At 62.6% G+C, this 12,220-nt stretch carries 12 protein-coding genes and 1 pseudogene; 5 read left to right on the top strand and 8 right to left on the bottom strand.

From position 1 onward, the window contains the following. The 3 genes from tnpC to MKL01_RS03490 form a co-directional block, all read right to left on the bottom strand. Positions 1-1,093, bottom strand: a 1,093-nt coding sequence (tnpC, locus tag MKL01_RS03500; RefSeq protein ID WP_243903845.1) for an IS66 family transposase, incomplete at its 3' end; no start/stop codon positions are given. A 125-nt stretch (positions 1,094-1,218) separates the two neighbouring features. After that, a complete protein-coding gene (locus MKL01_RS03495) occupies positions 1,219-2,202 on the bottom strand; it encodes a hypothetical protein (protein WP_243903844.1) in 984 nt (327 codons plus the stop codon). A 252-nt stretch (positions 2,203-2,454) separates the two neighbouring features. Continuing rightward, positions 2,455-2,856, bottom strand: coding sequence for a DNA cytosine methyltransferase (locus tag MKL01_RS03490; protein ID WP_243903843.1), 402 nt, complete (start codon positions 2,854-2,856; stop codon positions 2,455-2,457). Positions 2,857-2,885: 29 nt separating this feature from the next. Here MKL01_RS03490 and MKL01_RS03485 point away from each other — a divergent pair, with 29 nt between their 5' ends. The 3 genes and pseudogenes from MKL01_RS03485 (at position 2,886) to MKL01_RS03475 (ending at position 5,453) form a co-directional block, all read left to right on the top strand. After that, a complete protein-coding gene (locus tag MKL01_RS03485) occupies positions 2,886-3,983 on the top strand; it encodes an IS5 family transposase (RefSeq protein ID WP_243903842.1) in 1,098 nt (365 codons plus the stop codon). Continuing rightward, positions 3,980-4,306: a hypothetical protein gene (locus tag MKL01_RS03480; protein ID WP_243903841.1), complete on the top strand. Its 327-nt coding sequence runs from the start codon at positions 3,980-3,982 to the stop codon at positions 4,304-4,306. Before MKL01_RS03485 ends, MKL01_RS03480 begins: the two co-directional genes overlap by 4 nt. A 55-nt stretch (positions 4,307-4,361) precedes the next feature. Then, positions 4,362-5,453: pseudogene (locus MKL01_RS03475) on the top strand (IS630 family transposase). Between the two features lie 271 nt (positions 5,454-5,724). Here the strand turns inward: MKL01_RS03475 and MKL01_RS03470 are convergent. The 4 genes from MKL01_RS03470 to MKL01_RS03455 form a co-directional block, all read right to left on the bottom strand. After that, positions 5,725-6,762 carry an IS110 family transposase gene (locus MKL01_RS03470; RefSeq protein ID WP_243903840.1) on the bottom strand — a complete coding sequence of 346 codons (1,038 nt, stop codon included), beginning with the start codon at positions 6,760-6,762 and terminating at the stop codon, positions 5,725-5,727. Between the two features lie 1,134 nt (positions 6,763-7,896). Further along, complete coding sequence (locus MKL01_RS03465; protein ID WP_243903839.1) at positions 7,897-9,102, bottom strand: tyrosine-type recombinase/integrase; 1,206 nt, start codon at positions 9,100-9,102, stop codon at positions 7,897-7,899. 336 nt (positions 9,103-9,438) lie between these two features. Next, positions 9,439-9,783 carry a hypothetical protein gene (locus tag MKL01_RS03460; protein ID WP_243903838.1) on the bottom strand — a complete coding sequence of 115 codons (345 nt, stop codon included), beginning with the start codon at positions 9,781-9,783 and terminating at the stop codon, positions 9,439-9,441. Between the two features lie 199 nt (positions 9,784-9,982). Next, positions 9,983-10,264 (bottom strand): hypothetical protein, encoded by a 282-nt coding sequence (locus MKL01_RS03455; protein ID WP_243903837.1) that lies wholly within the window; start codon positions 10,262-10,264, stop codon positions 9,983-9,985. 131 nt (positions 10,265-10,395) lie between these two features. Between MKL01_RS03455 and MKL01_RS36090 the strand changes: the two genes are divergently transcribed. Both MKL01_RS36090 and MKL01_RS03450 read left to right on the top strand, forming a co-directional pair. Beyond that, positions 10,396-10,797: an SRPBCC family protein gene (locus MKL01_RS36090; RefSeq protein ID WP_409566193.1), complete on the top strand. Its 402-nt coding sequence runs from the start codon at positions 10,396-10,398 to the stop codon at positions 10,795-10,797. Positions 10,798-11,091: 294 nt separating this feature from the next. After that, positions 11,092-11,946, top strand: coding sequence for an SGNH/GDSL hydrolase family protein (locus tag MKL01_RS03450; RefSeq protein WP_243903836.1), 855 nt, complete (start codon positions 11,092-11,094; stop codon positions 11,944-11,946). 161 nt (positions 11,947-12,107) lie between these two features. Here MKL01_RS03450 and MKL01_RS03445 read toward each other — a convergent pair whose 3' ends face one another. Then, entirely contained in the window at positions 12,108-12,215 is a 108-nt protein-coding gene (locus tag MKL01_RS03445; RefSeq protein WP_409566194.1) for an IS3 family transposase, read from the bottom strand. Between the last annotated feature and the right edge of the window lie 5 nt (positions 12,216-12,220).

Raw genomic sequence — 12,220 nt, 5'->3', positions numbered from 1 at the left:
CATCGCCGCCCCACTGCAGCCGCCGCCTCGTCGGCGCGGACGGCCGCCGAAAAACGGCTACGCCGCCCAGGTGGCCTGAACGGCGGAACTGAGGAGTTTTACTCCGGCGCTTTTGGGGATGTTTAGAGCGGCGTTGACAGAGCGTCGAGGCGGCGAGATCCGTAAGGCGTTCGGCCATGGCGAAGACGCTTCCCAGCCAGAGTTGCAGGCGCCAGGGTACGGGATCGTCGCTGACCTCGACGACGTAGGCGACGTCGCGCGCCAGATGCGCCAGGCAGGTCTGGTGCTCACTCGCATGGCCCTGCTGGGCCGTGTAGCGATCCGAGATCCACACCGCGGGCTGATGCCCGTCCATCATCTCCCGCACCACGACGGCGCTTCGCGTCGGCGAAGCCGTGTGCACCACGGTTTGTGAGGAGTGGAACAGCCAGTGATAGGCGTTCGAGCCCTCGATGCGCACGCCGGTCTCGTCGCAGGCGACGACCTCAGCCTTGCGCAGCATCGCGATGGCCGCGTCACGGCCGGGATGGAAGCAGCCTTGGGCACGGCGGAGCAAGTTCATCAACCCGCCCTGGCTGAGCGTGAGGCCGAACAGATCGGAGAGCGCCGCCTGCAGCCGCTCGTACGAGAGCGTCTGAAGGGTCTTCAGGTACGTCGCCACCGCATGCAGCCGCGGCCCAAAGGGTGTGCCCCGCGCTGCCTTGGGCACTGGCGCGATCACGCGCGTCCCGCAGCTCGGGCAACGGACCGAGAGCCTGCGGTGCTGCGTCACGATTGGCGCTACCGCGGGCAGCTCGATCCGCTCAGAGGCGCTGACGATCCCAGCGCACAGGTCCCCAGGCAAGACGCCGCCGCACCTCGCGCACGCCTCAGGACGATGCTCGACGATCGTATTGGGATCGGCGCTCAGCACCCGGCTGTGACCCTCGTGACCGGGCTTGGCGCCGCCGGGCTTGGAGTGCTCCCGCTGTTCCTTGCGATCCGTGGCAGGTGGTTTGGACGAGGTGCGTGAGGTCTTCTCTGGCCGCTGCAGCCGCAGCACCAACTCGATCAGCTCCTCGCGGCTCAGCCGCTCCAAATCGCTTCGGCCCATCTTGCGAGAGAATCAGCGAAATCCGACCCGCGCAACGTCGTGGGTGATTGCTAAATATCCACATACATCAATTATAGAAAAAATATTGAAATATAAAATTTAATCAACCCAGTCAGATAATACTCTTATTGCTTACTGTCTGAAAGTTTGATAATTATCTCGTTGTGAGATATCTTCGCCCATTCCAGTGCCTGATCGAGATATTTTTGTATAGTCTTGGTATCGACCGGAAAACCACAAAATTTACAGTCGTCTTCAATCTGAGAAACTTCGCCGATGACTTTATATTTGATGCCGACTTGGGGGCGTAGACCGTAACGTCGAAAAGCGACGCTTAGCAAAATCCTATAAAACTTGTGCTTGGTATTGGTGTGTATTTCATCTGAATTTGTGTCCAGTGTAGGTACATCAAAGCCAAGCCTTTTTTTCTGCGCCCACCGTTGAAAATCCTTAGGTACTATAACGTCGTTTTTGAATGCTTTAGAGCGCAATGCGCGTTCGACGGTTTCTTTGCGCGCCTCGAAGGCTTTTCGAAAGTCAGTTTCAGTTGTCTCGTCGAAATTTGAAGGAAGATCTATTGCAAACTGCGGCTCAATCCCCATTGATAGGGCTGCAGCCTCGACGATAGTCCACATGTCCATCGACATCCATTTCGGAAAATCGTATACGGCATACGTCCTTGAAACGTCTGCTATCGCTGCCGCTTCGCGAACTCTCTCTTTCTCAGATTGTGTTGCCATCCAGATTTGATGCACATCGCCGGACTTCATGCTTGCATACAGTCCTAAGAGATGCCACATGTCTTGTACAAATCTTGAGATTCTTTGATGGCTTTCTTCTGAAGCATTATCTATTGCGGTGAAGCGTTTAATCAGAAGCGTTTCGTCAATCAGGTCTTGGTATGATTCACTTGCTTCCGTGTTGGACTGCATACTGATAAAATAGGCTGTAGCATCATCTATAAACTTGTCTATGTCTATTTTATCCTTCGCGCTGTATCCGCCACTAGACGAGGCGAAGATTGCGTTCCGCGCTTGTCTGTCAAACAGCGCATTGTTCGCGTTGATTATATCGTCGATTTTCTCATACCGATAAAACGATCGCGCCATGTCATCTCCTTGTTTTTGGGCTCGTCCGTTGTAAAACGGTATCTGACACGTATCGCACCCCGGTTCGGCTCGGCGTTGACAGGAAAGCTGCCGCCGATCGAGCTATCGCCGATCTGAAAACCGTGCTTTGAACCAAAGCGTCTAGTCTAATATATTGTTCAACGTAGACCTTGAAAAGGTCAAGGCGCGGCGATACTCCAAATTAATGTCATAGATGACCTTCGCCGGCGAGCGGGGCGACGCCATGTAGTGTTACGTTGTAGACAGGCTTGGGGATGCCGAGTGAATGGTGATCGAGTCACTGGTGCCTGGTGCCCGCTTCTCCCGAACGAGTTTACGCATGATCCGTGCGAAGGACCAGAAGGTGCCGGAACGATTGCTGCCCTCCACGGCCCAGCTACCGAGGCCAAGGCCGTGGCCGGTCAGCGAGAGGTCCTGACAAGGGAAGGCGGCCCACGCGAGATCTGCGAGGCCGGGGAAATGGCCCGCGCAGACGTCCGCAACGTCGCCTTTGCGAAGATCGGAGACACCCCAATTGGCTTCGTAGGCGTCTGCCTTCACTGGGTCGACATCATTCGCGAACAGGCCGCGCCACTTGGCCCCTAGCAGGCTGTTGAAGAAGTCCGTGGCGTGGCCGAGCTGGGCGTGATTCACTCTTTCCTGAAAGCGTTTGGGGAAGGCGGATGCGGGGTTCGGATCAGCGTTCGGGGACGTTGTTCTCCTATGTGGACTTGGAGGCTCGGGTCCGGCCCGACCATCCCCTGCGGACGATCCGGCAGCTCACGGACGTGGCGCTCGCAGCGCTGAGCGGGGACTTCTCCGCGCTCTATGCGGCTCGGATGGGTCGCCCGTCGATCCAGCCTGAGATGCTGCTGCGGGCGATGCTCCTGCAGGCGTTCTACGCGATCCGCTCGGAGCGGCAGTTGATGGAGCGGCTGGAGTTCGACCTATTGTTCCGCTGGTTCGTGGGGCTGGGCGTCGACGATCCGGCCTGGGATCATTCGAGCTTCAGCAAGAACCGGGACCGGCTGCTGGCCGGCGAGATCGCCGCCAGGTTCCTGGCAGCCGTGCTCGCCCAGCCCCGGGTGAAGCGGCTCCTGTCCAGCGACCACTTCAGCGTCGACGGCACGCTGATCGAGGCCTGGGCCTCGATGAAGAGCGTCAAGCCCAAGGACCAAAGCGGGGACCAAGCTCCACCACCCGCCGGCGGACGTAACGCCGAGGTCGACTTCAGGGGTCAGAAGCGTTCGAACGAGACGCACGCGAGCACCACCGACCCCGAAGCCAGGCTCTACCGCAAGGGCCCGGGCATGGAGGCCAAGCTCTGCTTCATCGGCCATGCCCTGATGGAGAATCGCTCGGCCCTGATCGTGGACACCTGCCTGACCTCGGCGGACGGCCACGCCGAGCGCATTGCCGCGCTGGCGATGATTGAGCCGAAGGCGGACCGGCCCAAGGCCATCTCAGTGGGCGCTGACAAGGCCTATGACACGGAGGACTTCGTCAACGAGCTGAGGTCGATGAATGTGCGCGCGCACGTGGCCCAGAACACCAACGGCCGCCGCTCGTCCATCGATAGGCAAACCACCCGCCATGCCGGCTATGGCATGAGCCAGAAGATCCGCAAGCGCATCGAGGAGGGCTTTGGCTGGATCAAGACGGTGGGTGGCCAGCGTAAAACCCGCTTCAGGGGCCGCGACAAGGTCGGATGGGCCTTCGCCTTCACCGCGGCGGCCTACAACCTGGTTCGCCTGCCCAAGCTGCTCGGAGCTCTGGCGTGAGCGTCCTGGGCAAGTGGCGGATCGTCGAGCTGCCCGGCTACGCGGACGACTATGCCGACATGGTCGAGCCGGCCTACATCCTCTTCGAGGCCACCGGCGGCGAGTTCGCCTTCGGATGCGTCACCGGGGCCTTCGCCGGTGGTGGTGACCACGCTGCCGTCAAGTTCGACTGGAACGGGAACGACGAGATGGACGAGGCCCGCGGCTCCGGATGGGCCGAGATCCAGGCCGACGGCTCGCTTCGGGGCGAAATCGGCTTCCACGCCGGCGACGACATACCCTTCAGCGCTCGCCGCTGGCCAAGTTCTTCAACAGCCTGCTAGTGCAGTGACGCGGACGAAGGATTCACGAATGAGGTGAGGCGTGCGAGTCTGGGCCATGGCTCAGACGGTATGCGTGCTCCTTCATCCGACCGACGTGGAGCGGTTGGCTGCGATCGCCAGTGATCGCTCCCGTCCGCTCAAGCATATCCAGCGCGCCCGCATCATCCTGTTCTCAGCCGAGCGCCTGAGTGTCCAGGACGTCGCCCGGCGGGCGGGCGTCAGCCGCCCGGCCGTGTGGCGCTGGCAGCGGCGCTACGCCGAAGCGGGTGTCGAAGGTCTGCTGCGCGACAAGACGCGTCCGCCCGGCACGCCGCCCCATTCGACCGAGACAGTGGCCGAGGTGCTGGCGCTGACCTGCTCGGAGCCGCCGGGCGAGGTCACGCACTGGACCGGCCGGGCCGTGGCCCGTGCGGTCGGGATCTCGTTGCGGGCCGTGCAGCGGATCTGGGACGCGCACCGCCTCCAGCCGCACCGGCTGCGCACGTTCAAGCGCTCGCGCGATCCTGCCTTCGCCGCCAAGGTCGAGGATGTCGTCGGCCTCTATATGGATCCGCCCGCCCACGCGGTGGTGCTGTCCATCGACGATCCTTCGACAAGCTCAGGATGAGGAGAGCCAGATCCAGGCCCTGAGCGGACCCGCCCCGACCGGCCGCTCGCCCCCGGCCATCCCGCCGCCCAGACCCACGACTATACCCGTCACGGCACCACGACGCTGTTTGCCGCCCTCGACATCCTGGCGGGTACAGTGCTCGGCCGCTGCATGCAGCGCCACCGGAACGGTGAGTTCATCCGGTTCCTCAACGCCGTCGAGGCCGCCGTCCCGCCCGGCAAGGCGATCCACGCCATCCTCGACAACGTCGCGACCCACAAACATCCGAAGGTGCGGGCCTGGCTCGCCCGGCACCCGCGCTGGACGTTCCACTTCACCCCGACCTCGGCCTCGTGGCTCAACGCGGTCGAGGGCTTCTTCTCAGCGCTCACCCGTCGTCGGCTGCGGCGAGGCTCCTTCACCGGCGTCGTCGACCTGCAGGCGGCCATCAAACGCTACATCGCCGAGCACAACCGGCGCGCCAAGTCTTTCGTCTGGACCAAGCCCGCCACCGACATCATCGCAGCCGTCAGCCGATCCCCTGAACCATCCGTCTGAGTCAGTGCACTTCTGTAACGGGCATTGGTGTCAATCCCTTCTGAGCGTCATCTCTCCGCCGGAGGCTTGCTTCTGTCCGCAGTCAGCGCGGGGCTGCTACTTGATGATGTCTGCTGAGGATCGGTTGGCCTATCTAGGGTCGCGCAGTCACCTCGTCGGCGCTGCTGTGCACTGAACGGCCTTACCGGATCCATCGTCCCGGCGAAGGGACTCGGCATCGGGGAGCTGATGGTGATGAGCCCGCCCGAAAAGTGTGTCGTCTCCCTCTGGTCTAAGCGGCGGCCCGAGGCGCAGCTTTGTGAGTGACGAAAGAGGTCTGGTCGCGCAGCATCCGGTGGAGCACGACCGCGAGCTTGCGTGCGAGGGCAACCTTGGCTTTGCGCAGACCCGCACGCTTGGCGACGCCCAAGGCCCAGGTCTTCAGATCAGATCCCTTCACCGGCCGCGTCAGGATGACATTGGCTGCCTCATAGAGGGCGGTGCGCACCCCAGCGTCGCCGACCTTGGAGATCCGCCCCGTGTAGTCCGTCTCGCCGGATTGGTACTTCTTGGGCGTCAGGCCAAAGTGGGGTCCAACGGCGCGTGATGAGCGGAACCGCTGCGGATCGTCCACCGCCGCCACGAAGGTCAGCGCCACCACGACGCCCACCCCGGGTGTGGTCATCAAGCGATGCGCCCTCTCATCCTGGCGCGCCATGGTCCGCACCCGACGCTCAAAGCCTTGCAGTTCTTCAACGAGCACCTCTCGTGCCTTCAGCAACGCGGTCGCGATCACCTCCAAAGCGGGATGGCCGTCGACCAGTGTCCGTATCCGGGCCGGATAGGTCTTCGGCGTGGTGGCGCCGACCTTCAGCCCGAAGCCCCGCAGGATCCCGCGCAGGCTCATCTCCATATCGTGCAGCTTGCCCTGCAACAGCTTGCGCGCCGTCAGCATCGCCCGGACCTCCTGCGCCGGGACCGACTTGCAGTGTACCGGGCGGAACCAGCCCAGCCGCATCAACTGAGCGATACCGCGGGCGTCCTTCTTGTCGGTCTTCACCGGCATGGTCTTGAAGGCTGCGCGCACGTGGCGGGTCTCCAGCAGCTCCACCGCCAAGCCGGCCCTGCTCATGGACGCGTAGAGCCACTGCGACAGCGGCCCGGCTTCCAATCCGATCCGCTCCATCGCCACCTGATGCCCGGCAAACCAGCTGATCAGGGCGTCCGGCTCACTCAGCACCTTCGCTTCGCGGACGATCTTCCCCTCAGCATCAACAATACAAACGTAAGAGGCTTCCAGAGACACGTCGATCCCGGCATACTGCTTCATGGTCGTTCCTCGATGATGCTTGGCGCGGGCCCAAACTGACGCCGTTGACTTCGGACACCATCATTCTGAGGGACGACCACCCAACCTCAAGCGGTCCGGGATGCAGTGCGCCCGTTACATCATCTAGGCCGGCCCGCGCCATGCCGCCGCCTGCGAAGAACTCGTAGAATGTACGCTCCGACATCCGGTCCCCATCACCCGTACCGGATGCCCTTCGTTGCGCGACCGGGTCGGCATCGCTTCTGCTCTCTGGCAGGCTTGGCTGTTCCGCCCAGTCTTGTTCCACGCCTCAACTCAATGTTGCAATCGATTTGTTCGCGTTGCTTGGGAGAATTTGAGAGCCGTTGTAGATCGGGCATCATGAGAGTATGACGCTCGACATAAGTCCTGCTGTTGGCTGACTCAAATAAGGCATCGGTATTTCAGAACAAGTACTGTCGAAGGCCTGTTTCTTAGGTTCAGACTTGGTCATTCGAGGCCTCCGAGCGAACTGCCCGGAAGCGGAAGTCTTCAGCTGCTACAACAGGACACGAGCTGGAGCATCAGGTGGACTTGATGAAAAACGATTGGATAAGGCCCCGCGCTCTCGGCCGCTAAAGAGGGCATTTTGCGTATCGCTAGAGTACGCCCACTGTGTGAGGTTGCCCTAATTTCCGAATAAAGAAATGCGGTTCTTTTTAAGGGTGCATCATCAGCTCGAGCGAGCAAGCGGTAGGATCAGGATTTCTTCAACGAGTAGCTCGACTCATTCTCGGCTTTGCTCGTGGCCACGGTCGCGAACATGTCACTGGTTCAAGTCGGCGCCGCGAGAGGCGATCACAACGATCACAAGATCACCAACTGCCCGCCAGACAACGGGCCCCTCTACATCGTTAGGCTTCGCCGAGGCAGCATGCGTGGTGAGTTGGGCAATTCGTCTCCGTGTTCACCGGAGCAGCTCCGGTACGCTGCTGAAGGGCAAAGGCGACGATCGCAGCCGCACCGTGCTGCGTCTTCGGTAGTCCGCTCGGATCCAGCATCTGTGTTGAGGCCGAAGTTGGGGCCTCGAGGGCAGTGGCCAAAATAAACTCTATTTCAATGCGTTAAGCGCGTCAAATGGCGGTGACGGAGAATTCGAACTCCGTGCTTCTGATGTCACGTGTGCGCTTCGGCAGCAAACAACCGCGGCGCACCGTTCGCAATGAATTCTCGCCGCTTTGCGGCCAGCACCTTGGCGTAAGTCGTTTCGATCATGCGAACGCTTGTCCCACAATTCTCCGCCACCACGTTCAGCGGCACGCCCGCCTCAATGGCGCGAGAGATGTAGGAGTGCCTCAGAGCGTAGAACGTACCTGATGGGTCCAGCTTCGCGCTCAGCAGCGCCCGCTTCATCGGTCGTACTTGGTGGCTTGCGCCCCATGCGCCCCCGTCGGGACGCGGCAGCAGTGGCGCATCCTTCTCGCGCCCGCTGACCAGCCGTGAGAAGAACGCCGTCGCTTCGGGCTGCAGGATGACGATGCGAGCGCCCGTCTTACCACGTGGCACGTTTAGAGTTTCGTCCTCCGCATCGAAGTGGCAGACTTGGCAGGCGGCAAGCTCGCCGTAGCGCGCGCCCGTTAAGAACCCTGCCGTCAGCAGGTCGCGGAAGCCGACATCCTCGCAACCGCCGAGTAGGCGCAGCACCTCAGCGGGCGTGAAGTGAATCTCGCGTGCCCGGCCGACCCGCTGGAACGGGCGCACCAGCCGCCAAGCGCTGTCGTCCGATAGACCATTTGCTGAATCGCCCACCGCGTGGTTGAGCGTCGCCTTGACGATGCTGAACACCCTGTTGGCAGTGTCCTGGCTGCGGCGACGCTGCTCGGCATCGCCGCCGGCCCGCACCAAGCCATCGCGCCAAGCCTCAAGCTGGCGGCGCGTTAGATCTTCAATGCGGTTCGAGCCGAAGCGAGGCAGAAAGAGGCGTTCCAAGCGGCGGCGGGCGTCGTAAGCTGTACGTTGGTTTCGGGCCTCAAGCCCGGCAAGGTAGGCCCGAGCAGCAACCTCGACGGTGAGCGGCGCCTTCTGAGCCCCCTGCCCTTTCTCGCCACCCGCTGTCGCCTTCGCCCGCTGCTGCGCCTCCCAAAAAGTGAGCACGCTTCGGCCATTGCTCTCCTCGAAGTCGTCGGCCTGACCGATCCGCTTGGTCCAAGAACTGCCCTTCCCGTCAGCAACCCGCAGCACCCAGGTCCCGGCAGTCTCGTTGCGGCGGTAGCCGAGCGACACACCGGGCGCGACGCGGGTGAAGACGGGCTTTTTAGCCAGCGGCAGGCGCAGGCGACTGGTGCGGGTTTCAAGCTTCGATGAGCGTGTATTGCGAGCCATGGTGTCCCGCCAGTGTCCCGTGGATGTGCTCGGACCATGCCACACAAAGTTGGACGGGCCAAACGCCGGTTTGAGCTTAAACCTCGATCTATTAATGGGTTAGCTGGACGCGGTTGGACGTTCCTGGACGAATGGCTGCGCCCTTTCACGGCGAAAACACGGGTTCGATTCCCGTAGGGCGCGCCAGTAAATTCAAGCACTTACCTTGATTTCTGGTTCGCAAGTGGTCGGTTGTACGGAAAATATACGGAAAAGTTGTCGGCGTTCGGAGACGTTCGCAGGGGTTCGCTCGCGTGGTGCCTGCGGCATTCGCTCGCCGAGCGGGCACAGCCGACGTCACAACGATTTTCTTGAATGGGGGTCGGCCACAGGCCTGCCGTTTGCTGTGCTCAAGGCGGCATCAGCTTCGCGATACGGCTTCACCCGGCGCCACGCCTCGTCCGAGCTGGTCTTGCCCTCTTGAAATGCATGGTTGAGCGCGGCCTTCAGGATCGTCAGCACTCGGTTGGCCGTCGCGCGCCGCGCCCGCACAGCCTCAGGGTCCGTCGCGTCGACGGCGGCCAGACGTCGTGTTTCTACCCCAGACGCGGTCCGCCGCAGCTTCGGCGCCTCAGCGAGGTCATGGTGCCAGTCGCGAATGCGTTTCGTCGTCAGCGCCGTCAATTCGAGCGCGCCGAGCACCGGCAGGATACGCGCCTCGGCCGCGTAGCCGGTCAGGTCACATCCAACACGCCTCCGGCGCTGCGGCCTAAGCGGCCTCAGCCACATTTAGCGCCTGGACTGCGGCGCGGCCGATGACGTCGGCGGGACCGCGACCTCATTCAGCGCGGCGTGAGCGCTGCTGTCAGCTCGTTGCAGCAGATGTTATGGGCTGAGCCGGTCATTCGGGCGCCTTTCCGAGATCGGACCACAGCTTCGCGAGCAGGGCCCTACGGTCGGCCTCGAGACCGGGAACGTCGCTGATCCGGTCCGCCACGGCCGCAAGGGCGTCCCGACCGCCAGCGTCCAAGATCACCCGTCCATGCCGGCGGATGGCCGATTTGTGGGTCTCGGCGATCCGCCCGGTCGCCACACCGGTCTCGAGGCCGCCCAGAAGGCGCAGGATGGCTTGCTCGGCCTGGGCGATCTGACGGGCGAGGGCGATCTGCGCGAGGCGGTTCATGGCCGAGCGCTTCCAGTGGGCCCTGACAGCAGGTCGGCCCTGGCACAGCGGAGGATCGGTATCCGAACGTGGGTTCGATCTGAATCCGCGACCCGGTCGAGGGCGCGGCGTTCGGCCGAGGTGCGGCCGGGGTGGGGCATGCGGGCAGGGTCAGGCTTGCGGGGCATGGTCAGTCCTTTCGTGCAGAGGATCGGTTAGAAGCCGCCAAGCAGATCACCACCCAGCTTTCGATCCCAGGGGGCGCCGATGAGGTGTGGGCGGTCCTCGTCGACTTGGCGTCGTACCAGCGGTGGAATCCGTTCATCCGCCAAGTAGACGGCAGGCTGGCAGAAGGTGCGGCCTGGAAAGCCAAGCTGACCACAGACGGCCGGGTCTTCCTCAGCGTCCCGACGGTCATCATGGAGTTGGCGCCCGATACGCGACTGACACGGCGCGGCGGTCTAATGCACTTGCGCACTGTTCCGCGCCAGTCTCATTTCGAGAGCGGTGACAGCATAGCTTCAGGTGCGACAAGCCTAGCAATTCGATTTTAAATCCCGGCACACGCGTGTGATCGTTTTTTCGTTGCGTTGCGACACAGTTTTCTGTATTCAAAATCCTATTCACGCAGTGATTCGACAACGTCGTCGAAAGTAGCCGCTCCCAGCGGCCGGGGCCGAGCAGGCCCCCTGTGCGAAAGCATGCCTTTTCCACGGTGACCACGTAGCGTCTCAGATTGTGCGCTGAGAGCACGCCTGCCGCTTCGGACCTCGTACTTCAGCACGTGCGCAGCCGACGCCGCGTGCCTGAGCTTTGGCCTGTCGGTACGCCTTCGGGGAGCAGAGAAGATGCCGCGCCGCCTCAGCGATGATCGGTTGGAGGTTCTACCCACTCCTGCCGGAAGCTGGCGCCGCGCCTTGGGCGGCATGGCCTTGCTCCTCGGCCTGAGTCTCCCCTCGACGGCCGTGCTTGCCTACAACGACCTTCTGCCCACAAGCGTGCGACACGTGGTCGACGGCTTCATTCCCACCGACAGTCTAGATCTCCCACACGTCGCGCACAGCCTCGCGACAGGCGGCCCCCTGCGGATCGTAGCCTTTGGCTCGTCCTCGACGGAGGGGATCGGTGCCAGCACACCGTCGGCCGCCTATCCGGCCCGGCTCCAAGCTGCGTTGAAGCAGGCCCTGCCCGAGAGTGCAGATCGCATCATGGTGGCCAACCGCGGCATCGGCGGTGAGGCTGTCGACGAGATGCTCGCTCGCCTCGACCGCGATGTGATCGCACCACACCCCGATCTCGTCATCTGGCAGACAGGCAGTAACGATCCGCTGCGTGGGGTGTCGCTCGATCATTTCCGGACGGCCACGATCGCGGCGGTCCGCCAGATCCGTGACGCAGGTATCGACGTGGTCTTGTTGGAGCCACAGTGGTGCCCGAAACTCGATGCGACGCCGGGTGCATACCGTTTCCGTGACGCGGTGCGCGAGATCGGAGCTGAGCTCGATGTCCCCGTGATCCGTCGTTCGGAGATGATGCAGGCGTGGATCTCGGAGGGGAAACTGATCCGTGAGCAGCTGTTCGCTGCTGATGGTCTGCATATGGCTGATCGTGGCTATGATCTGCTCGGGCGCGCCGTATCCGAGGTTGTGCTGCGGGCAGCGGGCTACACTTCGGTTGCGAAGGTCGCTTCAGCCCGCGAGTGAGCGTTCTCAGGTCGGCTAGACGGCCGGCTCCTCCCGCGGATCGTAGGTCTGGCCGTGCTGCGCGGGCATGGGCTCGAGTTGGCGAGCGGCGGAGTGACTGCCGAGATGGCAGCGGCTGCGCGTGCTCACGGGATGGAGTGGGCCCCTGATGGTGGGCACGATCAGGCGGCGGTTTTGACCGTCTGCCGGGCGTGCTGCTCCTCGAACTGCACGGGGCTCAGATAACCGAGCGCGGAGTGCAGGCGGCGGGTGTTATAGACCTCTTCGATGAAGT

It is taken from the genome of Methylobacterium sp. J-070, assembly GCF_022829385.1.
Taxonomy (GTDB): domain Bacteria; phylum Pseudomonadota; class Alphaproteobacteria; order Rhizobiales; family Beijerinckiaceae; genus Methylobacterium.
The sequence above is the reverse complement of the archived record's forward strand: the minus strand, read 5'-3'. Positions and strand labels throughout refer to the sequence as shown.